Origin of the sequence: Serratia sp. BW106 (assembly GCF_002607755.1) — a bacterium.
Taxonomy (GTDB): domain Bacteria; phylum Pseudomonadota; class Gammaproteobacteria; order Enterobacterales; family Enterobacteriaceae; genus Serratia; species Serratia proteamaculans.
Window position 1 is genome coordinate 1 of record NZ_MCGS01000007.1, and the last position, 26,415, is coordinate 26,415.

The following is a 26,415-nucleotide window of genomic DNA, read 5'->3' on the forward strand; positions in this document are numbered from 1 at the left end:
CTGGGGGTTTTCTGGGCACAATCAGGCCACCCGCTTAGGCGAGTGGCTTTTTTTATGCCCGCAGCGCCCTGCTCTGGTAACCGTCCAGCTCATCGTCCGGCATGCCTGCCTGTTTCGCCGCCGCGCAAATCTGCTGCCAGGTATTGGCATCTATCGGGATCCCCTGCTGCAACCGCGCCTCGCGGTTCGCCTCCTCCCACTCCCCCGGCACCTCAATCGGCCGGCCATCGCTCGAAGGGGAAGCCTTCACCCAGTCGATAAACGCCTCTGCCTCGTTCTGCATCTCAGGCGCGGCGAAGGCCTCTGGATTGAGGATAATGGTGGTCATGCAGTTGAAAATGGCGTCGCTGTCGGACTTCAGGGTAGCACTATGGGTAGTGCGCCCACCGGACAACGCGCCGCCGAGAATTTCGCACAGGGTGGCCAGCGCGTAGCCTTTGTGCGCACCGAACGGCAGCAACGAACCAAACGGCGACTGGTGCATCACTTTGGGTTCATTGGTCGGTTGGCCATGTTCGTCAATCAGATAGCCCGGCGCGACTTTCAAGCCTTTGTTGTAGGCCACGCGGGTTTTGCCAAAAGCGATGCCGCTGGTGGCGAAATCCAGCAGCAGCGGTTTTTTATCTGCACGGGGGAAAATGACGCAGAAGGGGTTAGTGCCAAAACGACGATCGCTGCCGCCGAAAGGCGCCACCATCGGATCCCCCACCACGTTGACGAAATGGATGGAGATAAAACCGGCACGCGCGCACTGTTCAGCCCAGTGACCAATGCGGCCAATATGGTGCGAGTTATTCAACGCCACCGCCGCCAGGCCCAGTTGGCGGGCACGCTCGATACCTTTGTCCATCGCCTCGCTGGCGACCACCTGGCCAAAACCCTGACCACCGTCAATCGTCAGTACCGCACCGGCGTCGCGCACCACCTCGGCATGAACATTCAGTTGCAAATGCCCCTGCGCCAGCGATGCCATATAGCTGGGGATCATGCCGACGCCGTGCGAATCGTGTCCGGCCAAATTGGCCTGAACCAAATGTTCGGCCACTAATTCGGCCTCCCGATCCGTACTGCCGGCATGGCGCCAAATGGCCTGCACAAACTGCTCAAGGCATTGGCGATCGATACGGTGTTCAGTGCTCATGATACGGCTCCTTGTGCTGAAAATAACTTCCACACTAGGAGCAAATCATTGTTACGGCAAGCCATTATGATCATCGCCATCGAGGCTATTGGGTACGTTCTGCCGTTAGCGCGGCGATGCGCATAATCACGGCCACCGCCTGCTCCATCCCTTCCAGCGACACAAACTCATGCTTGCAATGATAGTTATAACCGCCGGTGAACAGATTCGGACACGGCAGGCCACGGAACGACAACTGAGCCCCGTCGGTACCGCCGCGAATCGGCTTCATGATCGGTTCAATATCACATTCACGCATCGCCTGCTGCGCCAGCGCAATCACATGCGGATGCTCCGCCACCTGTTCGCGCATGTTGTAATAACTGTCCTCGATCGTCACTTCTATATAGCAATCCCGCGGCAGGCCTTTACCTACCTGTTGAGCAACTTCGATCATCCGACGTTTACGCGCTTCAAAGCCCTCACGTTCGAAATCACGCACAATATAGTGCATTTCGGCCCGCTCAACGCTGCCCTTGAGGCTGCTTAGATGATAGAAACCCTGATAACCGGTCGTGGTTTCCGGGGTTTCATCCGCAGGTAACGCCTGTTGAATGCGTGTCGCCAGTGACAGAGCGTTCACCATCACGCCTTTGGCGCTGCCGGGGTGCACGTTATTGCCGACAATTTTCACCGTTACCGATGCCGCATTGAAGTTTTCACATTCCAGTTCGCCGACACCGCCACCGTCCACGGTATAGGCCCACTCGGCGTTGAACTCTGCAACATCAAAAAATCGTGCGCCCTTGCCCACTTCCTCATCCGGCGTAAAGGCCACGCGGATATCACCGTGAGGGATCTTGCTCTGCTGCAGCCGCACCATCGCGGTCAGAATTTCGGCAATACCCGCTTTGTCGTCGGCACCGAGCAACGTTTTGCCGTCGGTGGTGATCAGCGTCTGCCCCAGCATCTGGTGCAGGATCGGGAACATCACGGGTGACAACACTTCATCACCAATACCCAGAGCGATATCTCCGCCGCGGTAGTTTTCGACGATCTGCGGGTTAACGTGTTTACCGGTAAAATCCGGTGAAGTATCCAGGTGGGCAATAAACCCAATGGCCGGGACAGACCAGGCAACGTTCCCCGGCAAAGTCCCCATCACGCAGCCATGCTCGCTGAGCGACACCCGATCAAACCCCAATTCAATCATTTCTTGCTGCAATGCGCGCGCCAGCTTCATTTGCCCGTCGGTGCTCGGCACATGTTTGACGTTCGCTTTGGATTGCGTGTCGAATGAGACGTAGTTAAAAAAACGATCTAGTAGTTTATCCATGGTATCCGCCCTCAGAATATCGCGTTTCATTATGCGGAACCGATCCGGATCAAATATTGCGACAGGTCATTTTTAGCCAGATTTAACGAAAATCATTAAACCCCGTGATGATTGCTCGAGTTGATTAAGCCGTCATCCCCGAAGTCAGCCCCACAAACTGCAGCAGGTTGCGCTTTTGTGTGACCCGCTTCACGACGGGTACCGGTTGTCAGCCGCTGACCACCGGTACCTAATTCCGTCGGTTAATTGCATCGCCGGATCTTTCCTCCTATAACTGAACCAAGGCAAAGTTTGCCTTTTCTCTTTTGTTATCCAGGGAGCTTTATCAAAAACGTCGTTATCCATTAAAATATAAAAAAGGAACTGCCATGAAAGGTATTATTGATAATATCTTAAGCAAGCTGCAGCTATTTTCCAAAGCCATGATGGGGCCGATATTTTTCCTGCCGGTGATTGGCCTGATCCTGGCATTAAGTTCTATTCTCACTAACGCCACATTGGTTAATGAAAACTCCAATGTTTTTCATGTTGGGAAAATGATCGGCGACACCTTCTGGCCGCTATTTGGCAATCTGGGGCTGATATTCTGCATCGGTATTACCTATGGACTGGCCAGGGATAAAAAGAGCGAAGCCGCATTGGTGGCGGTGATGTGTTTTATTATGTTTCTCGGTGCCAACTCCTCTTATTTGCAGCTGAGCGGCCAGGTGGCGCAAAAAATTAACGGCGAATTCTACGGCACCGGACAGACTGAACTGCTGGGGTTCACCGTGGTGGATATGGGCATATTTCTCGGCCTGATCCTCGGCATCACCATTGCCTGGGTGCATAACCGCCTGTGCAACGTCGAACTGAATGGCGTGTTATCGGTTTATGGCGGCTCCAAACTGGTGCTGATTGCCATGACACCGGTGATTGTGCTGTACGCCATCGCCTTCAGCTACCTGTGGCCGGCCATCTCGCACGGCCTGATTTCGCTGACCGGCTTTATGAAAAGCTCCGGTTCGTTCGGGGTGTTCGTCTACGGCTTCTTCGAGAAATTCCTCATCCCCACCGGGCTGCATCACTTTATCTGGTCCCCGTTCCAGCTCACCAGCATTGGCGGCTCGATCGTGCAGGATGGCCACACCGTCTCCGGCTCGCAGGCCATTTTCCTGGCCTATATGCGTGACCCCACTATCTCGCCGCTGATGAATGAAGCCCTGCGCTTCTCGCAACAGGGCATGGTGACCATCTTCGGCCTGTCCGGGGCGGCTCTGGCTTTTTATCACACCGCCAAACCGGAAAAGAAAATGCTGGCCAAGGCGATCCTGATCCCGGCCATCACCACCTCGATTCTGGTTGGCATCACCGAACCCATCGAGTTTACCTTCCTGTTTATCTCGCCACTGCTGTGGGTGATCCACGCGGTACTGACCGCACTGTCACAGGTCGCCTGCAATCTGTTCGAGGTACGGCCCTGGGGCGCCAGCGGCCTGATTGAGTTCCTGGTATATAACCTGCCGCTACCGGTGTCCCTCACCCGCTGGCCGCTGTACGTAGTTATTGGTCTGGTCCAGTTTGCAGTCTATTACCTGGTCTTCAAAACGCTGGTACTGAAACTCAATTTAAAAACGCCAGGCCGCGAGGATGACGATGAGGTCAAACTTTATTCCAAGCAGGAGTATCAGAACAGCAAGAATCAACCGAGTGAATTGAGCGGAATTATTATTCGCGCACTGGGTGGCAAAGACAATATTGTTTCCGTCGATAATTGCTTCACCCGACTCAGGGTCGAATTAAAAGATATGCAGCTGGTGGATGAACCGGCATTAAAGAGCACCGGAGCCAAAGGCGTAGTGAAAAACAGACGCGAGGTGCAGGTTATTTATGGCGTCACCGTTGGCAAGGTCAAAAATCAGGTCGAAAAATATTTAGCAGCACTCTGACACTTATTAATTTGGGAGATATCGAATGAAATTAACCGTTCTGGGTGGCGGCGGTGTACGCTCGCCGTTCCTGGCCAAATCCATCGCCTATAACGCCCACCGCATCGGCGTCACCGAAGTGGTGTTTATGGATACCGATCAACATAAACTGGCTATTTACGGCGCCATCGCTCAAGGGGTATTCCAGCGCATCCGCGGTGATATCACCTTCAGCCTGACCAGCGATCCACAGCAGGCGCTGAGCGGCGCGGACTATATCATCACCACCCTGCGCATCGGCGGTGAGGAGGGTCGCATTTATGATGAACGTATCGCGCTCGACCATCAGGTTCTGGGGCAGGAAACCACCGGCGCAGGCGGCTTCGCCATGGCAATGCGCTCAATACCGGCAATTATCGACTATTGTCGACTGATCGAACAGCTGTCGTCTCCCAACGCAGTGTTGTTCAACTTCACCAATCCTTCCGGCATGGTGACCGAAGCGATCATCAAATCCGGCTTTAAACGCCAGGTGTACGGCATCTGTGATGCGCCCAGCGAATTTATCCGCGAACTGGCCGAGCTGTTGGGCTGCCGCGAGAGCGAATTGAGCATTGACTGCTTCGGGTTGAATCACCTGTCCTGGTTCCGCAATGCGCGGGTCAACGGCGTACCGGTGACTGAACGGCTGCTGGCGGATCCACGCCTGTATCGCGACACCTGTATGAAGTACTTCTCACCAGAGCTGGTCGAACTCTCCGACAACCTGATGCTCAACGAGTATCTGTATTACTACTACTACCGTGAACAAGCGATCGCCGCTATCGTCAGCGCCGGTGAAACCCGCGGCGAGCAAATTGCGCAGATCAACCGGCAGATGCTGGCAGACTTGGCCGAGCTGGACATCCCGAACCAGCTGGATCAGGCCTTCAGCCTCTACTTCCGTCATTATCTGACGCGTGAAAACTCGTATATGCAGCGCGAGTCCAGCCAGGGCAAGGTGAAAGAGCGAGAAATGCTGACGCTACAGCAGTTTATCGAACAACCTGACAGTGGTGGCTACGCCGGCGTGGCGATCGATATTCTGGAGGCGGTGAACAGTGGCCAGCAAAAACGCGTGGTAGTATCAATGCAGAACAACGATACGCTGGACTTCCTGCATCCTGAAGACGTGATTGAAATCAGCTGCGAGCTAAGTAGTGCAGGTATTCACCCGGTGAAAATGCGCGATATTCCCGACACGCAAAAAAACCTGATCGCCCGGGTGAAAGAGTACGAACGGCTGGCAGTAGAAGCTATTCTGGAAGGTAACCGCAAAAAGGCCATCAAGGCGTTGATGGTGCACCCGCTGGTGAATTCTTACTCGCTGGCAAAAACGCTGGTGGAGGAGTACTTGCAGGCCCATCAGCAATACGCTGAACATTGGCATTAATCCCCGCGGCGCGGCCTTCAGCGGCTGCGCCGTTCGAACCAGGCCTTGATCAGGTTTTCAAAGCCCAGCAAGCAGTGGCCGAAGAACGGATTGGGATAATAGATATCATGGTCATACTTCTGCCGATCTTCATAAATAAAGCTCATGTCAGCCTGCTGGGCCAGCGGGCTGTCACCGTCACCGCAAAATGCCGCCAACTGGATATTGTTGCGTTTCACCGCCTCGCTCCAACTCAGCGCCGAGCTGCTGTTGCCCGACTTTGAAATCACGATCACCATATTGAAACGAAAACGCGTCTCCCGATCGAGAATATCGAAATCCGGCCACAGCGACAGATAACTGTCGATGCCCAGGGTCATAAACTTGTTGTACATGTACTGCGCCACCAGCTGCGAGAAACCGCTGCCGTGGATCAGAATTTTGCCGCCGTCGAGCAAGTCAAGAAACTGCGCCTGTTGCTGCAGGCTGAACGCTGCGGGTGCCGGTCTTTCGGCCAGATAGGCAGGCGCCATTGCCAGGTTGAATTTGATAAAATACACCAGCTCCAGATAGCCGCGAAAGCCCAGCTTCTTGGCCAGCCGCACCAGCGTTGACGGCGAGCTGTAGCAACGGGCAGACACCGCCCGGATGCCCTCGTCGATGCAGGCGTCAGGGTTATCCAGAATGCAGTTGAGAATAGCCAGATCCGTTTTGCTCAGATCCGCCTGGCTGAATACCTGTTTGAAATTCACCGTCACCCCGTGGCGCTATTATGACGAAAGAAGGCGGGTAATTCTGGATAAACAGCCCGCGGAGCGCCAGGCATAACCCCAGGGAGCAAAGGCTTGTCCCCCGGGGCCGCACTCATGGCTGATCGGCTCTTGCGACTTTCCCTACCAGGAATTTGTGCACAAATCGCGGTACCACGGCACTGGCCTGGCCATAGTGTTTTTCATCGAACTGGCTCTCGACCTGGCTGGGCTCCAGATTCAGCTCCATGGTATGCGCCCCGCCCAGTCGCGCCTCATGTACAAAACCGGCGGCCGGATAAACATGACCCGAGGTGCCAATGGCGACAAAAAAGTCGGCCTTGGCCAGCGCCTGATAAATTTCGTCCATGCCCAGCGGCATTTCGCCGAACCACACGATATGTGGCCGTAGCGGTGCCGGGAATTGGCAGCAATGACAGCGATCGTCGACGCTGAGATCCTCCGGCCAGTCAAATACCTGCCCCGAGCTGGTGCAACGCACTTTCAGCAGTTCGCCATGCATATGCAGCACCCGCGAACTCCCGGCACGTTCGTGCAGATTATCGATATTCTGCGTCACCAGCAGGAAATTATCGCCCAGCCAGGCTTCAAGATCCGCCAAGGCACGGTGTGCAGCGTTAGGCGCAATGTCCGGCGACTGCAACTGGCGGCGGCGCTCATTGTAAAACGCCTGCACCAGTTGCGGATCACGCTGGTAGCCTTCCGGCGTAGCGACGTCTTCCACCCGGTGCTCTTCCCACAACCCGTCTGCGGCGCGGAAGGTACGGATGCCCGACTCAGCCGAGATGCCGGCCCCGGTCAACACCACGACAAACGGCTTTTTCAGCTCGGCGGCCGCCATGGTGTCGCGATGAAAAATTCGCGAACGAAAGCGCTGATGCAGCACATGCTTACTCTTGCGAAACTGACACAGCCGATGGCGAGTGTGCATTACTCTCTCCTTACTTTTCCCTGTTGACCCTTCTTACTTGACGCTGCCACGTTGTTGGCCGCGTACATTCACCCCAGTCACTTACCTGAGTAAACTCCTGAGGACTCATGCACTTGCCGCCTAGCCGCAACGCCAATTACTTTGGGTGTACCAAATTGAGGAACGCGGCCCCGCGTACCCCACCAGCGTCTCCGTAGCGCGCTTTTTCAATCCGCGGCAACTTGGCCACGCGCAACAGATGCGCCGGTAAACGCTGTGGCAACGCCTGGTAGATCGCCTCAAAGTTCGACAACCCACCGCCAATCACCACCAGATGAGGATCGATGATGGTCAGCAGGTTACCCAGGCAAATCGCCAGCACGTCCATAAAACGTTCGACGTGAGCCACGGCCTGCGGCTCACCCGACTGATAATGCGCAATAATCTGCTGCGCAGGCAAGTGCTGCTGGTAAAAGTGGGCGTACATCCACTCAAAACCGCGGCCGGAAATGTAATTTTCGATGCAACCCTGATGACCGCAGCCACAGGGAACGCGAGGTATGTCACGCCCCAACACCTCAAGCGCATCCACCGGCAGGCGAAAATGACCAAATTCACCGGCGATATAGTTACGCCCGGAGACCACCTTGCCATCGACGATCAATCCGCCGCCAACCCCGGTGCCGAGAATGATGCCCAACACCGTCGGGTAGTGACGAAACTCCTCGTCCCAGGCTTCCGACAGCGCAAAGCAGTTGGCGTCATTATCAATGCGCACTTCGCGGCCAATCAGTTCAGCCAGGTCATGCGGCAACCGCTGCCCCATGGCCGCAGGCACGTTGGCGGTGAACACCGTGCCGTCATCATCGTTAGGCAGCCCCGGAATGCCGATGCCCACCATGCCCTGCTGACCGCAGAACGCATCCGCTTCAAAGGTCAGATCGCGCAGTGTCGTCAGCAGTTGCTGGTAATCATCACGCGGCGTCGGCACTCTTTTTTGCCAAATGCGCTGCAGGTCTGCGTCGAATACGCCCAGCTCAATCTTGGTGCCGCCCATATCGAAACCGTAGTACATAACCCACCCTCAGGCTAAAAAAATGGGGCGGCATCTCTGCCTCCCCTGATTTTGATTATTGTCCGCTCAACACTCGCGCCGGATCGATACGGCTGGCACGCCTGGCCGGATACCAGCTAGCCAACAGGCTGAGCACCAATGCGGTCACCAATACTATCACCACGTCCAGCCAGTGCAGCTCGGAAGGCAGGAAGTCGATGAAGTAGATATCTCCCGACAGGAATGAGTGTCCCATCAGTTTTTCCAACCCTTTGATGATGTTGGTCAGTTGCAGCGAGGCGATCACCCCGACCACCACACCGCTGACGCTGCCCACCAGCCCGGCCAGCAGGCCGTACCAGATAAATATGGCGCGGATAAACCCGTCTTTGGCACCCAAAGTCCGCAGCACGGCGATATCGCCGCTCTTGTCCTTCACTGCCATCACCAGCGTGGAGACGATATTAAAACAGGCAACGCCAATCACCAGCACCATCGCCAGATACATAATGGCGCGGATCATCTGGATATCGCGGTACATATAGCCGTAGGTGCCAATCCAGCTCTTGATATAGACGTAGGAGTTGGTGACTTCACCGGCGTCACGCACCAGTTTATTGGCGGCAAACACGTCGTTAACCTTGATAGCGATACCGGTCACGCTGTCGCCCATATCCAGATATTGCTGAGCATCGGCCAAAGGCACCATCGCCAGGCTGTGATCGAGCTGGCCGCTAAGCTGCAGAATACCGGTCACGTGCAGACGAATGCGCTTCGGCTGCAACAGCTTCATTTGCGGATCGCTATTGGGGATCATCACCGTCACATAGCTGCCCTGCTTGACGCCCAATGCATCCGCAACGCCCTTACCGAGGATCACCTGCTGTTCACCGCTTTTGAAATTGGCCCAGGCATCGCCCTGCACGTATTTCGGCAGCGCACTGAGCTGGTTCTCCTGCTGCGGGTCAACCCCTTTGACGCCGACCGCACGCAACTGCGCACCGTTTTCCATCAGACCGGTAAAGTTGATATAAGGGGCGGCGGCCAGGATACCCGGCACTTTCTCCACCCGTTGCAAGATTGACGACCAGTCTTTGAACGGCTGTTTCACCGGTTCGATTTCACCGTGCGGCACCACCGCCAAAATACGGTTCTTCAGTTCGCGCTCAAAACCGTTCATGGCGCTCAGGCCGACAATCAGCACCGCCACGCCCAGCGCAATACCGATGGTGGAAATCACCGAGATCAACGACACCATGCCGCCACGTTTACGCCCGCGGCTGAAACGCAGGGCCGTCAGAAAGGAAAGTGACGCACCCGCCATTACTCAGCCCCCAACAGGGTCAACTGGGCCTGCAGATGGCCATCGGCCATTTCCAACTGGCGACTGAGTCGCTTGGCCAGTTGCAGGTCATGGGTCACCACCAGGAACGCGGTGCCCTGGCGTACATTCAGCTCACCGAGCAGATCAAAAATGCTGTCGGCGGTGCGTTTATCCAGGTTGCCGGTTGGCTCATCCGCCAGTACCAGCGACGGATTATTCACCAGCGCACGGGCAATCGCCACGCGCTGACGTTCACCGCCGGACAACTCTGAAGGCCGGTGCTTGCTGCGTTTGGCCAGGCCGACCGCGGTCAACATTTCCATCGCTTTTTCCTGCGCCTGCGCCGGTTTCATCCCGCCGATCAACAGCGGCATAGCAGCGTTTTCCAACGCGGTAAAGTCCGGTAACAGGTGGTGGAACTGGTAGATAAAGCCCAACTGGCGGTTGCGCAGCTCGGCCTTGGCGGCCGAAGACAGGGTGTTCAGCGACTGGCCCTTGTAAATTACCTCGCCGGACGTCGGTGAATCCAGCCCGCCCAACAGGTGCAACAGCGTACTTTTCCCTGAACCCGAACTGCCGAGGATCGCCATCATCTCGCCCGGCTGCATGGCAAAGCTGACATTGCGCAGTACGTCGGTATGCAGGTTGCCTTCCTGATAGGTCTTGCACAGGTTTTCACACTGCAACAAAAGATGGTTACTCATAACGTAAAGCCTCAGCGGGTTGTACGGCGGCAGCGCGCCATGAAGGGTAAAGCGTGGACAACAGGGAAACCGCCATCGCCGCCACGGCGATGATCGTCACCTGCAGCGGATCAACCGCCACTGGCAGCGAAGCGCCGTCAATCAATGCGCCAAGGATAGGCATCAGGTTATTCAGGTTGATGGCCAGCAGCACGCCAAGCAGCGTGCCAAGCAACGAACCGATAATGCCGGCGCTGGCGCCCTGCACCATAAATACCGACATAATTTGCCGACGCGTCAGTCCCTGGGTCTGCAGAATGGCCACTTCGCCCTGCTTCTCCATCACCAGCAGGCCGAGCGAGGTAATAATGTTAAATGCCGCCACTGCCACGATCAGGCTGAGCAGCAGCCCCATCATGTTCTTCTCCATGCGCACCGCCTGGAACAGCTCGCCCTTACGTTCGCGCCAGTCTTTCCATTCGGTGCCCTGCGGCAATTTCTGTTGGCTGAGGGTATCGACCGTCAGCGGCTGCTGCAGGAACAGACGCCACCCGGTGATATTGCCGGCCGGATAGCGCAGCAGGCGCGAGGCGTCCTGCTGATTAACCAGCATCTGGGTACCGTCAACCTCACTGTTCGCGTGGAAAGTACCAACCACGGTAAACAGACGTTGAATGGGAATACGGCCCATCGGCGTAAACTGGCTGGCGCTCGGCACCATCACCCGCAGCGGATCGCCACGCTTGACGCCAAGCTGCCCGGCCAACTGCTCGCCGATGATAATGTTGTACTGGCCCGGCTGCAGCTGTTGCTGCTTGACGTTCACCAGGAACGGCGTCAGCGGATCGGCTTCGTCGGGGTTCACCCCCAGCATCACACCCACCGCCACGCTGCGGGCGCTTTGCAGCACCACATCACCGGTGGTCAAAGGCGCAACGCGGCTGACGCCCTGCAAGCCCTGCACCACCGATGCCGGGACCTGCTGAGGGTTGATCGACCCTTGCGGACTGGTGATCAACGCCTGCGGCATCAGGCCGAGAATGTTGTTTTCCAGATCCTTTTCGAAACCGTTCATCACCGACAATACGGTGACCAACGCCATCACCCCCAGCGTAATGCCGATGGTGGAAAGCCAGGAAACAAACCGCCCGAAGCGGTCTGAGGCCCGCCCGCGCATGTAGCGCAGGCCAATGAATAACGCGACAGGTTGATACATGAAATCCGTTTTGTTGCCGTAGTTTAAGCAAAGTGAGCGGGAATTATATAGTCGAAGCCGGAATAATTAAATGAAAAATAAAGATTTTTACGTTTTCGCCTACGACTACCAGAGTCACACCTTCATCATTTAACTAATTGTTTCTTAAATTAATTATTAACTGGCAATGTAGAAACGAGCGTGGCGTGCATGGATAGTATCCCAAGGCAATTACGAGTCATTAGCGTCATATGGCGGCAATTTGTCTATCGGCATGGGGACACTTGCCCTATCAAGGGCAATCCCATACACGGAGGTTTCCACTGAAAAACCTCAGAAAATTTTGTCATCGGCACACGGTAATGGCAAAATAAGCCAAACCCATTTTTAAGAACTGGCTGGATTGAAAATTTTCTTTAGGTATGCATCGGTTGGTCTGATCAACACACTTGTTCATTGGAGCATTTTTGCAGTCATGTTTATGAATGGTGCGCCGCAATCATTCTCTAACTTCGTCGCTTTTTGCATCGCCGTGACTATGTCTTTTTTCGCCAATGCGAAATGGACTTTCAACGCTGACGCCACGACCATTAGATACATGATGTATGTATTTTTCATGGGCGCCATGGCCTCCTTAATTGGTTGGTTAGCAGATCAGTTTGAAGTAAAGCCAATAATTACGCTGGTAGCCTTTTCTTTAATTAGTCTCATTTGCGGTTTCATCTATTCTAAATATATTGTATTCAAGGAAGATAAATGAAAATTTCTTTAATTGTCCCTGTATTTAACGAAGAAGATACAATACCTATTTTTTATAAATCGGTACGTGAACACTCCGAACTACAAAAGTACGAAATTGAAATTATTTTTATCAACGATGGTAGTACAGATAATACAGAGTGGATTATTCACGACTTGGAAAAGTCCGATAAGAATGTCACTATTCTTTCTTTTACCCGTAACTTTGGTAAGGAACCTGCATTATTTGCAGGTTTAGAACATGCAACAGGTCATGCTGTAATCCCTATAGATGTAGACTTACAGGATCCTATCGAAGTAATACCAAAACTCATTGAAAAATGGAAAGACGGTGCTGATGTTGTATTGGCCAAACGCGTGGATAGATCCACTGATGGACATCTAAAAAGAAAAAGTGCCGAATGTTTTTATAAATTACATAATAAAATAAGCTCTTCAAAAATTGAAGAGAATGTAGGTGACTTTAGATTACTCTCTAGAGAGACCGTGGATAATATAAAATTACTCCAAGAGCGTAATTTATTTATGAAAGGGATTCTTTCATGGGTTGGCGGAAAAACAGAAATTGTAGAGTATACACGTTCGGAGCGGTCTGCCGGGTGCACAAAATTTAACGGGTGGAAGCTTTGGAACCTGGCGCTTGAGGGTATAACCAGTTTTTCCACACTACCACTTAGGGTTTGGACTTATGTAGGGTTTGGCGTTTCTCTATTTTCTTTATCATATTCTATTTGGATGATAATAGATAAACTGTTTTTTGGCAATCCGGTACCAGGTTACCCTTCAATTATGGCTACAATTCTTTTTCTTGGCGGAATTCAATTAATTGGAATTGGCACGCTCGGTGAGTATATTGGCAGGGTTTATATGGAGTCAAAAAAACGCCCTCGTTATATTTTAAAAAATGGAAATAAGTAATGGAATTTAAAAAATCCAAGACAGCTTATTATATAGCTGCATGTGTAATCATTGGTTTTATTATTAGCTACTATTTGTCATGCAGGTATTTTTCTGCCGATGCTGATGTAATTAACTCATCAATCACATGGGTAGAGATTCAAAAGTACGGGTTAAGTGTAATGAAAACATGGTACCCAACGACTGATAACTGGTATTTTGCAATTTACCCAATTCACTATTTAGTTTTCTGGATTTTTGGCGGCTCATCAATTCTAATCTTAAACATTATAGCAGCCACTCAGGTTACACTATGTTCATTAGTCACTTCATTAATAGCATATAAAATCACAAAAAGAAAAACATCTTTTCTTCTCATTATTTTTTATTCATCATTATCTTACTTTACTTACACAGTAGGATTCATATCACATCCGTTCTCTCACAATGCAATTAATTTATATGGTCTCATATGTATTTATATACATATAAGTTTCAAAAACAAAAAAGTCTTATGTTTCAGCATTAGCTTCTTATCACTATTAGCTTCAATATCAGATCCTTGGTTTGTAGCGGCATATCTCCTACCTTTATTTTTACATTCCTTATATAGTAAAATAAATAAAGAAGAGTCGTGGCTCACCCCCTTAATGTACCTTTTAGTACTGGTATTATTCTTTAGTGGAGCGATTCAGAAATTACTAAACTTACCTGTCGACGGTTTCCACTTAGCCAATGTAGATGTGATTGTTACAAATGCAAAATGGTTTGTTTTAGACTTAGGTCGAATGATGAACCTTTTCTTCGTAGAGAACCCATCTAACTATTTTACTTCCTCAATAGCCATTTTCTGTTTTTTCTCCTTCACGATCTGGGGGCGAAAAGACAGTATTAATTTTTTATTGTTGCTATCCATCCTTGGGATAGCATCCTCTTTTGTAATTGGACTTCCAGAAAAAATGGAGTATTCCGCAAGGTTTTTGGTTAATATCATTTATCTTGTTCCTCTTGTTATTTTCATAACCACACACAAAAAACTGGCGCCTATATCAGGTCTATTTTTCGCTTTAACATTTTCTTCCGCGATTTACTCACACACATTACATACAGAAAGCAACCATGATCGAGGAGTTAAAGAGCAAATAGAATTCATGGAAAAAAATGATTTGACATATGGGTATGGTTCGTATTGGGGAACTAAAGCAAATACCATATCATGGATGTCTGATGGGAAAGTAATCATTCGGCCAATGATAGTTGATAGTAGTACAGGACGGATAGACTGGAAAAGAAAGCGTTCCCAAACTTTCGACGGGTGGTATCAACCACTTCCTGAGCGAACATTTATTGCTATCGCTCCAGATGCAGAAACCTGTCCAAAAATAGAACCATGCATTGATGGGATGAAAAAACAATTCGGAGCTCCAGACAAAACGCTCCACTATAATGACATTACCTTCTTGGTTTATAATAAAGGGCTAAAATAAAAAACCATTAAAACGATAAATTCTATAATTAGGCTCGCCCAGCCTAATTATATACTTATCGTCGGCTATTAAACCTCAAATGACTACTATACGCTTCAACTTAAAGTGTAATATTATAATTTCAGTAAGAAACAATCCAATATCCCCCCGTTTAGGGAACCACCCTGACGCCTTTTATTCCGCCGATCCCCCGAACGGCAGCACGTCACCCGGCGTCACGCTTTAACAGGTTGTAAACCGACACCCGCGAAATACCCAATGCTTCCGCTACCATGGTGGCTGCCCCGCGCAGTTGCAGATACCCCTGTTGCTTTAACAGTTGGATCACCTGAAAACGCTGGTCGGAAGAGAGTGCGCGTGGCGCGCTGGCATGCGAAGCGGCAAAGTTATTGATCACCGAGGCAATATCCGACAACGAACGTGCGCCTTCGGCAACCGGCTGTGGCGTGCTCTGCACTACGGCGGTCAATTGTTGCAGGATGGCCGTGGCGCTGTTGAAGATCGAGACGTCCAGATTCAGGCAGATCGCGGCAACATAGACTCCCTGGCTGTTGCGCAGGCCAATTGACGTGCTCTTGGCCGGGCGGCCGTCCGGGAAGGCATTGGCATAGTTTTGCACCACATCCGGGAAGTCTGGCGAAGCAATACGCTCCAGCCCCATTTCGCTGGCGGCGTCGCCGATACTACGGTTAGACAGATTATTGGCGATGGCGACGATAGCATGGTCTGGCTGCGTCAGATCGTGCAGCACCACTTCGCAACTGGGGGCAAACATGGTGCCCAGTGCCTGAACAATTTTTTCTGCTTCACGCAGCAACAGCGCATTTTCCTGCCTGAGATCGTTCATTGAGTTAACCATTTGACAATAACTTTACAAAGAGTAAATTAAAATCTTCGTGTTATCAATCAACCTTTCACCTACGCGAGGTCGCCATGAGTTCAACGCCCCACTGTATTACCGCCGCCGATATCTCTATCGCCGCAGAAATCCTGAACGGGCATGCCATTCGCACGCCAGTCATGACCTCGCAGCAGGCCGATCGCCATACCGGCGCACAGTTGTTCTTTAAATGCGAGAATTTCCAGCGCGTTGGCGCCTTCAAGTTTCGCGGCGCGTACAATTCAATTGCTCAATTGAGTGAGGCGCAACGCAAGGCTGGGGTGATTGCCTTCTCCTCCGGCAACCACGCACAGGCCATGGCGCTGGCGGCGCGGGAGTTAGGGGTCAGCGTAACCATAGTGATGCCGCACGACGCGCCAGCCACCAAATTGGCGGCAACGCGGGGTTACGGTGCCAACGTGGTGATTTATCAGCGACACAGCGAAGACCGGGAGGCCATTACCCAGCGCCTGGCGGCCGAGCATGGCCTGACGATGGTGCCCCCCTATGATTATCCGCAGGTGATTGCCGGCCAGGGGACCGCCACCAAAGAGTTGATTGAGGAAGTTGGGCCGTTGGATGTGTTGCTGGTCTGCACCGGCGGCGGTGGCTTGCTGGCCGGCAGTGCGGTGGCGGCACACCACTGGTCACCGGGCTGCCGGGTATTCGGCGTGGAGCCACAGGCGGGTAATGATGTGCAGCAGGCATTCCGCAGCGGCCAGCCGGTACAGATCCCGGTCCCCAAGACCATCGCCGACGGCGCACAGACTCAACAGGTGGGTGCGTTGACTTTCCCGATCATTCAACAGTACGTCGAGGATATTTTGACGGTCAGCGACCCACAGCTGTGTCGGCAGATGCGCTTCTTTATGGAAAGAATGAAAATGGTGGTCGAGCCAACCGGCTGTCTGGCCGCGGCGGCGGCGATGAACTCGCTGCTCGATCTGCGTGGCAAAAAGGTCGGGGTGATCGTCAGCGGCGGCAACCTCGACGTCGATAAAATCACCGACTATCTCGCCATGGCGGCACAAGAATAGTGCCGCCAGACGGTTAAATATCCACCGACAGACTGTAGCTTCGCGTTTTTACCTGTGTCAGTTTACTGCCCAGTGGGCTAGAATTACCGGGTAAAGGCGCGGTGTTATTTGTGCCGGGGCGAAATTTAACACATTGATTAAAGATACCTTAATGAGCATCTCCGATAACCGTAACCGTTCCGCATCGTCACCCTCCCGTTATTCCCTGCCTGAGCGCGCGGGCGATTTGCGCCAACTGGGGCAACTGACCGGTTCGGCCTGTGCCGTGGAATGCGCCGAGATCGTCGAACGTCATAACGGGCCGGTGATGCTGATCGCCCCGGACATGCAGAATGCCCTGCGGCTGCGCGACGAAATTCAGCAGTTTACCGATCAAATGGTGACCACGCTGTCCGACTGGGAAACTTTGCCCTACGACAGTTTCTCGCCGCATCAGGAAATCATCTCCGCCCGCCTGTCGAGCCTGTACCACCTGCCGACCATGGTGCGCGGCGTCATTATTCTGCCGGTCAATACCCTGATGCAGCGCGTTTGCCCGCACGAGTTCCTGCACGGCCACGCGCTGGTGATGAAAAAAGGCCAGCGCCTGTCACGTGACAAACTGCGCGCCCAACTGGAGCAGGCCGGCTACCGCAGCGTCGATCAGGTAATGGAGCACGGTGAATTCGCTACCCGTGGCGCACTGCTCGATCTGTTCCCGATGGGCAGCGAAGAACCTTACCGCATCGATTTCTTCGACGACGAGATCGACAGCCTGCGCACCTTTGATGTCGACAATCAGCGCACGCTGAGCGAAGTCGACGCCATCAACCTGTTGCCGGCCCATGAATTCCCGACGGATAAAAATGCCATCGAACTGTTTCGTAGCCAATGGCGCGAGCAGTTTGAGGTGCGCCGCGACGCCGAACATATTTATCAGCAGGTCAGCAAAAGCACCTGGCCGGCCGGTATCGAATACTGGCAACCGCTGTTCTTCAGCCAACCGCTGCCGTCGCTGTTCAGCTACCTGCCGGACAATACGCTGATCGTCAATACCGGCAATCTGGAAAGCGCCGCCGAACGCTTCTGGCAGGACGTTAACCAGCGCTACGAGAGCCGCCGAGTCGATCCCATGCGTCCGCTGCTGGCACCGGACAGCCTGTGGTTGCGGGTTGATGCGCTGTTTGGCGAGTTGAAAGCCTGGCCGCGCATGGCGCTGAAAACCGAAGAGCTGCCGGCCAAGGCCGGTAACACCAATCTGGATTATCGCGTACTGCCGGATCTGGCGGTGCAAGCCCAGCAGAAAGCGCCACTGGACAACCTGCGCCACTTTATTGAAAGTTTTGACGGCAGCGTTATTTTCTCGGTCGAAAGTGAAGGTCGCCGCGAAACGCTGCAGGACCTGCTCGGCCGTATCAAGCTCCGCCCTTCGCTGATCCAGCATCTCGATCAGGCCGAGGCGGCGGGCCGCTACATGATGGTCGGTGCCTCCGAACGTGGTTTCCTCGACGGCATGCGCAACCGGGCCTTGATCTGCGAAAGCGATCTGCTCGGTGAACGCGTCAGCCGTCGTCGGCAGGACAACCGCCGCACCATTAATACCGATGTTCTGATCCGCAACCTGGCTGAGCTGCACCCAGGCCAGCCGGTGGTCCATCTGGAACACGGCGTTGGGCGTTACGTCGGCCTGACCACGCTGGAAGCCGGTGGTATCAAGGCCGAATATCTGATCCTGTCCTATGCCGGTGAAGACAAACTTTACGTCCCGGTCTCTTCACTGCATCTGATCAGCCGCTATGCCGGGGGCGCTGACGATAACGCGCCGTTGCACAAATTGGGCGGTGATGCCTGGTCGCGCGCACGGCAAAAAGCCGCCGAGCGGGTACGGGACGTGGCGGCAGAATTGCTGGATATCTATGCCCAGCGCGCTGCCAAAACCGGTTTCGCCTTTAAACATAACCGCGAACAGTATCAACTGTTCTGCCAGGCCTTCCCGTTTGAAACCACCCCGGACCAGGAGCAGGCGATCAACGCCGTGCTGAGCGACATGTGCCAGCCACTGGCCATGGACCGTCTGGTATGCGGTGACGTCGGCTTCGGCAAAACCGAAGTGGCGATGCGCGCCGCCTTCCTGGCGGTGGAAAACGGCAAACAGGTTGCGGTATTGGTGCCCACCACCCTGCTGGCACAGCAGCATTTCGACAACTTCCGCGATCGCTTCGCCACCTGGCCGATCCGCATTGAGATGATGTCGCGCTTCCGCAGTGCCAAGGAGCAGCAACAGGTGATGGACGATGCCGTTGAAGGCAAAGTGGACATCATCATCGGCACCCACAAACTGCTGCAGAGCGATCTGCGCTGGAAAGATCTGGGGCTGCTGATCGTCGATGAAGAACACCGATTCGGCGTACGCCACAAAGAACGCATCAAGGCAATGCGCGCCGATGTGGATATCCTGACGCTGACCGCTACGCCTATCCCACGTACGTTGAATATGGCCATGAGTGGCATGCGTGACCTGTCGATTATCGCCACGCCGCCGGCTCGTCGTCTGGCGGTAAAAACCTTCGTACGCGAGTACGACAGCCTGGTGGTACGTGAAGCTATCCTGCGTGAAGTGCTGCGCGGCGGGCAGGTTTACTACCTGTACAATGACGTGGAAAATATCGAAAAAGCCGCAGAGAAACTGGCAGAGCTGGTGCCGGAAGCCCGTATTGCCATCGGCCACGGCCAGATGCGTGAACGCGACCTGGAACGGGTGATGAACGATTTCCACCACCAGCGTTTTAACGTGCTGGTCTGCACCACCATTATCGAAACCGGCATCGACATTCCCAGCGCCAATACCATTATCATTGAGCGTGCCGATCGCTTCGGGCTGGCCCAGCTTCACCAGCTACGTGGCCGCGTCGGACGTTCGCACCATCAGGCCTATGCCTATCTGCTGACACCGAACCCGAAAGCCATGAGCACCGACGCCCATAAACGGCTGGAGGCCATCGCATCACTGGAAGACCTGGGTGCCGGCTTTGCCCTGGCCACTCACGATCTGGAGATCCGCGGCGCGGGCGAGCTGCTCGGTGAAGACCAGAGCGGCCAGATGACGACCGTCGGCTTCTCACTGTATATGGAACTGCTGGAAAGCGCGGTGGATGCATTGAAACACGGGCGCGAGCCGTCGCTGGAAGATCTCACCAGTAACCAGACCGAAGTGGAGCTGCGTATGCCGGCCCTGCTGCCGGATGATTATATTCCGGACGTTAACACCCGGCTGTCGTTCTATAAGCGCATCGCCAGCGCGAAAAATGACAGTGAGTTGGAAGAACTGAAGGTGGAACTGATTGACCGCTTCGGCCTGCTGCCGGATCCGGCGCGTAACCTGCTGCAAAGCGCTGCGCTGCGTCAGCATGCCCAACTGCTTGGGATCAAGCGCATCGAGGGCAATGAACGCGGCGGATTTATTGAGTTTGGCGAGAAAAACAAGGTCGACCCTGGCTATTTGATTGGGCTATTGCAAAGCAATCCGCAGGTCTATCGCCTGGATGGGCCGAGCAAGCTGAAATTTATGCTGGATCTGACCGATCGCCAGAAACGCCTGAAGTTTACCGAGGAACTGCTGAGCGCATTCCGCGAGCATACGCTGGCCGCCTGATCCATGACCCCTCCTGAATTCGTCAGGAGGGGGCTATCGATGCCGAAAGCCGTCGCCGAGCGGTGAGTACTGCATCAACCGGCTACAGACCACCTGATTTTTCCCCCGACGTTTGGCGTCATACAGCGCTTCATCCGTCACCTCTATCGCTTTATCTATCGCCATACCGGGTAGATACAGTGACGCACCGATAGAAATGGTGATCCGCGTCTCGCGGCCCGCATCCAGCGAAAATACCCTTGCCTCTATGTTGTGACGGATCCGTTCCGCCACCCCACCAATCACCGCCGGATCGTAGCTGGCGGTAATTACCATAAATTCCTCTCCCCCATAGCGACCGACAAAATCTTCGCTACGCACGCTGTTTTTCAACAGTTGGCCGACCTGAGTCAACAGCAGATCCCCGGCCAAATGACCGTAGGTATCATTGATACGCTTAAAATTATCCAGATCGAGGATCATTAGCCCGCAGGGACGCCGTTCTGCGTATTGCGCCATCAACCGGTTGTCAACGCTGGCGCGGTTACTGATGTGGGTCAGGCTGTCAATGGTGGCTTTATCGCGCATCGAGAAATAGGCGCGGATATGCCGCTCTTTGAAATTGAGCGCATGATAGCAAATGGCCAGGCACAGGGCCGAGATAGCCTGATACAGCAACACATCCAGCCACAGCGTCCGCATATCAACCAGGTACCAGACCACCGTGATGCGGTATAGCGCAATCAAGCCGATAGCCAGATAAAACACCCGGTTCGACTTTCTCAGCCAGACCCGCGACAGCAGCAGGGGAATGATGATCGAACCGATAAACAGGTTATCGACGGTAAACCCACCGCTCAACGCCAACAACATCAGATAACACGCCAGTCCGCTGATCGCGCCGCCATAGAAGGTGACCAATATCATCGGGATCATGGCAAAGCTGTAATGCACGTTGCCGATCAACTCCAGTTGGTTCTGGTTCAAAAGCAACACCGCCAGCCCGGCCATCAGGCCAAAAAGCAGGCGTTTCCAGCGTTCCGACTGATAGGAAAAGGGCGAGTTTTTGCTGAGGGCAAAATAACTGACCGACAGGGTGGCGTAGGTAATGCACGCGTCGCTATACAGGGCAGGAATGGAAGCAACGTAAGTCATAAATATTTGGCAGGCTCCAGGGAGTCGACAGGCTAGTTAGTCACGAATTTGAGAACGGCTCCCTGTCTCATCCATTTCGGCATGGCATATATTACCCAGTTTAATAATAGATTAGCAGTTCTATGTTATTTCCAAGGTATCTATCCCACTTCAGCGGTTCAGGATAGTCTGTTAGCCACCTAGAGAGGAGGAACAAGCATGAATATCGATGATGATTTGCACGCGCTGTCCAAACAGGAAACGGCGTTGACCTTCAGTCATTTTGACCATAACACCGCCTGGGAACTGGGCGTGGCCTTGAAATCCGCCGCAGAGCAGCGCCACCTGTCAATCGCCATTGAGATCCAGCTTGCGGGGCAAACGCTGTTTTATTACGCCATGCCCGGTACCACGCCCGATATTGCCGACTGGGTGCGACGTAAACGCAACGTGGTGAATCACTTCCACAAGAGTTCTTATGCTATCGGCCTGCGTCTGCAACAGCGGCAATCGACGCTGGAAGAACGCTATGGCCTGAGCATACGCGACTACTCAGCGCACGGCGGTGCCTTCCCGGTTAATTTGACCGGGCTTGGCTGCATCGGCACCATCAGTATTTCCGGCTCGCCACAGCTGGAAGACCATAATCTGCTGGTTGGCACCCTGGCCCGTTTTCTCGGCTTATCCCTGCCAGCGGTACATTAAGCAGCAAAAGCCCCTCTATTCTATCCGGGCTGGCCGCCAGAGCCGCGGCCAGCCTACCCCCTGGAATTTACTGCCTTTTTGAAAGAGCCTGATTCTGATTTTCCGCAGCGCATTGATGTATATCTAGGAATCACCGTCGCAACAGGCGTATGGTGTCTATCAGCTATTCGAGACGGACCGCCTCCGGCCCGCCATTCCGTTCTCTTTTATAGACTTGGTTTACACCTTAGATGAAAACGCATGAAATTAACGGCATTCGGCCGTTCAGCGCATTGATTGACGCCTGTTGGCGAGATCCTTATTCCCTGCAACGCCTGCTAAAAGACGCCATCGCCGGCGTCACCGTCGGTATTATCGCTATCCCCCTGGCAATGGCACTGGCGATTGCCAGCGGCGTCCCGCCTCAATATGGCTTGTACACGTCGGCAGTCGCCGGGATTGTCATCGCCATTAGCGGCGGCTCACGCTACAGCGTTTCCGGCCCCACCGCCGCCTTTGTGGTGATCCTTTATCCGGTTTCGCAGCAGTTTGGCCTGTCTGGCCTGCTGATTGCGACTCTGCTTTCCGGGCTGTTTTTGGTGCTCATGGGGTTGGCTCGCTTCGGCCGGTTGATTGAATATATTCCCCTGTCGGTGACGCTGGGCTTCACCTCCGGTATTGCCATTACCATCGCCACCATGCAGGTGAAGGATTTCTTCGGTCTGCAAATGGCGCAAGTGCCGGAACACTATGTAGGTAAGGTCTACGCCCTACTGCAGGCGCTGCCTACGTTGGACATCGGCGATACGCTGATCGGCGCGGTGACCCTGTTGATCCTGATATTCTGGCCGAAGCTTGGCCTGCGGGTGCCAGGTCATTTACCCGCATTGCTGGCAGGCACCGCGGTGATGGGCATTCTGGCGATGTTTGACCACCCGGTGGCCACCATCGGCTCTCGCTTCAGTTACCTGCTGGCCGACGGCACTCAGGGCCATGGCATCCCGCCCATTCTGCCGCAGTTGATGCTGCCGTGGGACCTGCCGGCCGGTGACGGCAAGCCGATGGTTCTGAGTTGGCAGACGATTTCCGCCCTGCTGCCGGCGGCGTTCTCCATGGCCATGCTGGGTGCGATTGAATCCCTGCTGTGTGCCGTGGTGCTGGATGGCATGACCGGCAAGAAGCACAACTCCAATACCGAGCTTATCGGCCAGGGCGCGGGCAATATCATCGCTCCGTTCTTTGGTGGCATTACCGCCACCGCCGCCATTGCGCGTTCTGCGGCTAACGTGCGCGCCGGGGCGACTTCACCGGTGTCCGCCATTATCCATGCGTTGCTGGTGCTGTTGGCGCTGCTGGTGCTGGCGCCGTGGCTGTCCTGGCTGCCGCTAGCGGCAATGGCGTCGCTGCTGCTGATGGTCGCTTGGAATATGAGTGAAGCCCACAAGGTGGTTTACCTGCTGCGGCGGGCGCCGAAAGACGACATTCTGGTGATGCTGCTGTGCCTGTCGCTGACGGTGCTGTTCGACATGGTGATCGCCATTACCGTGGGCATCGTGCTGGCTTCGCTGCTGTTTATGCGCCGCATTGCACGCATGACGCGCCTGAGTGAGCTGAGCGCCGAAAACGGCCGTCTGGTACTGCGGGTGAATGGTCCGTTATTCTTCGCCGCCGCCGAGCGCATTTTTAATGAGCTACTGGTGCGCAGTGAAAGCTATGACGTGATTGTTTTGCAGTGGGATGCAGTACCGGTGCTGGACGCCGGGGGGCTGGATGCCCTGCAGCGCTTTATCGAAGCCCTGCCCCCAGGCAAGCAACTGGTGATCACCGATATGCCGTTCCAGCCGTTGAAAACGCTGGCGCGGGCACGGGTACAACCGATTGAGGGGAAACTGCATTTCTACGCAACGCTCCCCGAGGCGCTGACAGCGCTAAACACCTGAAAAACTAAAAGCCCGACAAGTCGGGCTTTAATATATTCATCAAATCGTCTTTAAGCCCGAGATACTCGGGCCTAGCGCACCGTGGGGCGCTCCGGCAACTAAAGTTGCTACGACCCCATCGGCACGCTCTCCCTAATAACAGGCCTTATCAACCGTCTGAGAGTTTACTTATCGCACTTAGTTGCTGGTATCCAGCTCTGGGAAGCTCTTCACCAGATCGTCGATGGCCTTCATCTGCACCAGGAACGGCTCCAGCTTGTCCAGCGGCAATGCGGACGGGCCATCACACTTGGCGCTGTTCGGCTCTGGGTGTGCTTCGATAAACAGCCCCGCCAAACCTACCGCCATACCGGCACGCGCCAGTTCGGCAACCTGCGCACGACGACCGCCAGATGCAGCACCAAATGGGTCACGGGTTTGCAGAGCATGGGTCACGTCGAAGATCACCGGATGGCCGCCAGTGGCATTCTTCATCACGTTGATACCGAGCATGTCGACGACCAGGTTATCGTAACCAAAGTTGCTGCCGCGATCGCACAGGATCACCTTGTCGTTGCCGCCTTCCTTGAACTTGTCGACGATATTGCCCATTTGGCCTGGGCTAACGAACTGAGGTTTCTTGACGTTGATTACCGCACCGGTTTTCGCCATTGCTTCCACCAGATCGGTCTGGCGAGCCAGGAACGCTGGCAGCTGGATCACGTCAACCACTTCGGACACCGGCTGCGCCTGTGAGGCTTCATGCACGTCGGTGATGGTTTTCACGCCGAAGGTTTTTTTAATTTCTTCGAAGATCCTCATCCCCTCTTCCAGGCCCGGTCCGCGGTACGAGTGGATAGAAGAACGGTTGGCTTTATCAAAAGAGGCTTTGAAAACGTAAGGGATGCCCAGTTTTTGCGTCACGATGACGTAGTGTTCGCAAATGCGCATCGCCAGATCGCGCGATTCCAGCACGTTCATACCGCCAAACAGCACAAACGGCAGATCGTTCGCTACGTTGATGTCACCAATGCTAACCACTTTCTGTTTCATGCTTTCGCCTTTGTTGATGTTAAATCAAATGAATTAATGCAGCGTGACCTGTTTCGGTTCAATCGAGTGGATCTGTACTTTGATCACTTCGCTGACCGGATCTTCAGGACACTGTTCGACAAAATAATTGAGATCGGAAATGGCAATATGGTTGCATTCCAACTGGGCGTAAATCAGCCCACGGTCGCGGATTTCGTACGGGTCATCCGGATCGAAACACAGCACCGTTTCGCTGGCGCGCAATGCCATTTCCATCTGTTTTTCTTCCATCAGGGCAGCTTTCAGCGTATCCAGCATCTTACGCACCACCATGACGTTTTCTGACTCATCGAGATCGTCGTCTTCCAACTCGGCGCCCAGACCCAGGTTGCCCTTGATCCACACTTCCAGCTGATGCTCGTTCAGCGTTTCACCGTTCAACGGGTTGATCAGCCACATCTCTTCATCCAGCCAGTCTGCCCGCAGGATCAGTTGGGTGGGGAAAATCACCGGCAGCAGCGGTAAATCCAGATGCGCGGCGATGTGCAGGAAAATGGTGCCGAGCGAGACCGGCGTGCCCTGGCGCCCTTCCAGCACCTTGTCGAGCCAAATCGCGTCGGACAGGCGATACACGCCACCGGCGCCGCCAAAACCCCAGGTTTTGAAGAACAATTCAATGAGTGCGTCCAGTTGCTGTTCCTGGCTGAGATCCTTCGGCATCGCCGCACGCGCGTCGTCGACCAGCTGTTGCAGCTTACGTTCGACCTCGGCGGTGGGGAAATCTCGCCGCACGGACTGCGAAACCAGGATCACGCCCGCGCTCAGCAGCGCGGTGTTAAATTCAAAATCAGCAATGCTACTCATAAGTATCCCATCAGAAACGGTATTTTCGTCGTGGCAAGTTTAATTATCAGGTACAGACAGCCCAACGCCAGCACAAACGCCAGGGTGCGCAGGTTCTGGTTTTTGGTCTTCTTGCCCAATGCGACGTAGCCAAGCAGGATATAGATAATAACGCCAAACAGCTTCTCGGTCAGCCACGAGTCCATACCCAGCAGCGGATAAAACTTGAACATCACCACCAACGCAATACCACTGGCGAACAACACCGTATCATTTATGTGCGGCGTTATCTTCACCCAGCGCTTGTTCATCATGGCGGAATTACGCCATTTCCAGAAAAAGCGCAGCACAAACAAGACAATACTGATAGTGACCGTCAACAAATGCAGATGTTTTAACGCCGAGTAGACTGCCATATTGCTT

At 54.0% G+C, this 26,415-nt stretch carries 22 protein-coding genes; 9 read left to right on the forward strand and 13 right to left on the reverse strand.

The window, feature by feature from the left end; genetic code table 11:
• Positions 1-52: 52 nt before the first annotated feature.
• Positions 53-1,141, reverse strand: coding sequence for a malate/lactate/ureidoglycolate dehydrogenase (locus BEI65_RS04695; protein ID WP_099062337.1), 1,089 nt, complete (start codon positions 1,139-1,141; stop codon positions 53-55).
• An 85-nt stretch (positions 1,142-1,226) separates the two neighbouring features.
• Positions 1,227-2,456: a peptidase T gene (gene pepT / locus BEI65_RS04700; protein WP_099062541.1), complete on the reverse strand. Its 1,230-nt coding sequence runs from the start codon at positions 2,454-2,456 to the stop codon at positions 1,227-1,229.
• A 368-nt stretch (positions 2,457-2,824) separates the two neighbouring features.
• On the opposite strand from pepT, the gene BEI65_RS04705 reads away from it, so the two are divergent.
• Together BEI65_RS04705 and BEI65_RS04710 are read left to right on the forward strand one after the other, a co-directional pair.
• Complete coding sequence (locus BEI65_RS04705) at positions 2,825-4,384, forward strand: PTS transporter subunit EIIC (RefSeq protein WP_099062338.1); 1,560 nt, start codon at positions 2,825-2,827, stop codon at positions 4,382-4,384.
• 25 nt (positions 4,385-4,409) lie between these two features.
• Positions 4,410-5,795 carry a glycoside hydrolase gene (locus tag BEI65_RS04710; protein WP_099062339.1) on the forward strand — a complete coding sequence of 462 codons (1,386 nt, stop codon included), beginning with the start codon at positions 4,410-4,412 and terminating at the stop codon, positions 5,793-5,795.
• A gap of 17 nt (positions 5,796-5,812) precedes the next feature.
• Here BEI65_RS04710 and BEI65_RS04715 read toward each other — a convergent pair whose 3' ends face one another.
• The 6 genes from BEI65_RS04715 to lolC form a co-directional block, all read right to left on the reverse strand.
• Entirely contained in the window at positions 5,813-6,526 is a 714-nt protein-coding gene (locus tag BEI65_RS04715) for a MurR/RpiR family transcriptional regulator (RefSeq protein ID WP_085116326.1), read from the reverse strand.
• 112 nt (positions 6,527-6,638) lie between these two features.
• Positions 6,639-7,475, reverse strand: coding sequence for a Sir2 family NAD+-dependent deacetylase (gene cobB / locus BEI65_RS04720; protein WP_085116325.1), 837 nt, complete (start codon positions 7,473-7,475; stop codon positions 6,639-6,641).
• A gap of 136 nt (positions 7,476-7,611) precedes the next feature.
• Positions 7,612-8,529, reverse strand: coding sequence for an N-acetylglucosamine kinase (gene nagK / locus BEI65_RS04725; protein ID WP_099062340.1), 918 nt, complete (start codon positions 8,527-8,529; stop codon positions 7,612-7,614).
• 55 nt (positions 8,530-8,584) lie between these two features.
• Positions 8,585-9,832, reverse strand: a complete 1,248-nt coding sequence (gene lolE / locus BEI65_RS04730; protein ID WP_012006427.1) for a lipoprotein-releasing ABC transporter permease subunit LolE — start codon at positions 9,830-9,832, stop codon at positions 8,585-8,587.
• Positions 9,832-10,536: a lipoprotein-releasing ABC transporter ATP-binding protein LolD gene (lolD, locus tag BEI65_RS04735; RefSeq protein WP_085116323.1), complete on the reverse strand. Its 705-nt coding sequence runs from the start codon at positions 10,534-10,536 to the stop codon at positions 9,832-9,834. Before lolD ends, lolE begins: the two co-directional genes overlap by 1 nt.
• Entirely contained in the window at positions 10,529-11,731 is a 1,203-nt protein-coding gene (lolC, locus tag BEI65_RS04740) for a lipoprotein-releasing ABC transporter permease subunit LolC (protein ID WP_099062341.1), read from the reverse strand. The genes lolD and lolC overlap by 8 nt, the downstream gene beginning before the upstream one ends.
• A 373-nt stretch (positions 11,732-12,104) precedes the next feature.
• Between lolC and BEI65_RS04745 the strand changes: the two genes are divergently transcribed.
• Genes BEI65_RS04745 through BEI65_RS26695 form a run of 3 tightly spaced genes read left to right on the forward strand, consistent with a single transcriptional unit; the run spans position 12,105 to position 14,853 of the window.
• Entirely contained in the window at positions 12,105-12,470 is a 366-nt protein-coding gene (locus BEI65_RS04745) for a GtrA family protein (RefSeq protein WP_099062342.1), read from the forward strand.
• Positions 12,467-13,387 (forward strand): glycosyltransferase family 2 protein, encoded by a 921-nt coding sequence (locus tag BEI65_RS04750; RefSeq protein WP_099062343.1) that lies wholly within the window; start codon positions 12,467-12,469, stop codon positions 13,385-13,387. The genes BEI65_RS04745 and BEI65_RS04750 overlap by 4 nt, the downstream gene beginning before the upstream one ends.
• Complete coding sequence (locus BEI65_RS26695; RefSeq protein WP_157765419.1) at positions 13,387-14,853, forward strand: hypothetical protein; 1,467 nt, start codon at positions 13,387-13,389, stop codon at positions 14,851-14,853. Before BEI65_RS04750 ends, BEI65_RS26695 begins: the two co-directional genes overlap by 1 nt.
• 205 nt (positions 14,854-15,058) lie before the next feature.
• Here the strand turns inward: BEI65_RS26695 and BEI65_RS04760 are convergent, their stop codons facing one another.
• Entirely contained in the window at positions 15,059-15,700 is a 642-nt protein-coding gene (locus tag BEI65_RS04760; RefSeq protein ID WP_099062345.1) for a transcriptional regulator, read from the reverse strand.
• An 86-nt stretch (positions 15,701-15,786) separates the two neighbouring features.
• Between BEI65_RS04760 and BEI65_RS04765 the strand changes: the two genes are divergently transcribed.
• Positions 15,787-16,770, forward strand: a complete 984-nt coding sequence (locus BEI65_RS04765) for a threo-3-hydroxy-L-aspartate ammonia-lyase (RefSeq protein WP_099062346.1) — start codon at positions 15,787-15,789, stop codon at positions 16,768-16,770.
• A 151-nt stretch (positions 16,771-16,921) separates the two neighbouring features.
• Positions 16,922-20,401: a transcription-repair coupling factor gene (gene mfd / locus BEI65_RS04770; protein ID WP_099062347.1), complete on the forward strand. Its 3,480-nt coding sequence runs from the start codon at positions 16,922-16,924 to the stop codon at positions 20,399-20,401.
• A gap of 33 nt (positions 20,402-20,434) precedes the next feature.
• Here mfd and BEI65_RS04775 read toward each other — a convergent pair whose 3' ends face one another.
• A complete protein-coding gene (locus tag BEI65_RS04775) occupies positions 20,435-21,535 on the reverse strand; it encodes a GGDEF domain-containing protein (protein ID WP_099062348.1) in 1,101 nt (366 codons plus the stop codon).
• Between the two features lie 198 nt (positions 21,536-21,733).
• Between BEI65_RS04775 and BEI65_RS04780 the strand changes: the two genes are divergently transcribed.
• Positions 21,734-22,219, forward strand: a complete 486-nt coding sequence (locus tag BEI65_RS04780) for a heme-degrading domain-containing protein (protein ID WP_099062349.1) — start codon at positions 21,734-21,736, stop codon at positions 22,217-22,219.
• A 230-nt stretch (positions 22,220-22,449) separates the two neighbouring features.
• Entirely contained in the window at positions 22,450-24,138 is a 1,689-nt protein-coding gene (dauA, locus tag BEI65_RS04785) for a C4-dicarboxylic acid transporter DauA (RefSeq protein WP_099062350.1), read from the forward strand.
• 177 nt (positions 24,139-24,315) lie between these two features.
• Here dauA and kdsA read toward each other — a convergent pair whose 3' ends face one another.
• The 3 genes from kdsA to BEI65_RS04800 are packed head-to-tail and all read right to left on the reverse strand — an operon-like array spanning position 24,316 to position 26,408.
• Entirely contained in the window at positions 24,316-25,170 is an 855-nt protein-coding gene (gene kdsA, locus BEI65_RS04790; protein WP_099062351.1) for a 3-deoxy-8-phosphooctulonate synthase, read from the reverse strand.
• A 33-nt stretch (positions 25,171-25,203) separates the two neighbouring features.
• Positions 25,204-26,013: an invasion regulator SirB1 gene (gene sirB1 / locus BEI65_RS04795; protein WP_085116314.1), complete on the reverse strand. Its 810-nt coding sequence runs from the start codon at positions 26,011-26,013 to the stop codon at positions 25,204-25,206.
• Positions 26,010-26,408, reverse strand: coding sequence for a SirB2 family protein (locus BEI65_RS04800; RefSeq protein WP_099062352.1), 399 nt, complete (start codon positions 26,406-26,408; stop codon positions 26,010-26,012). The genes sirB1 and BEI65_RS04800 overlap by 4 nt, the downstream gene beginning before the upstream one ends.
• Between the last annotated feature and the right edge of the window lie 7 nt (positions 26,409-26,415).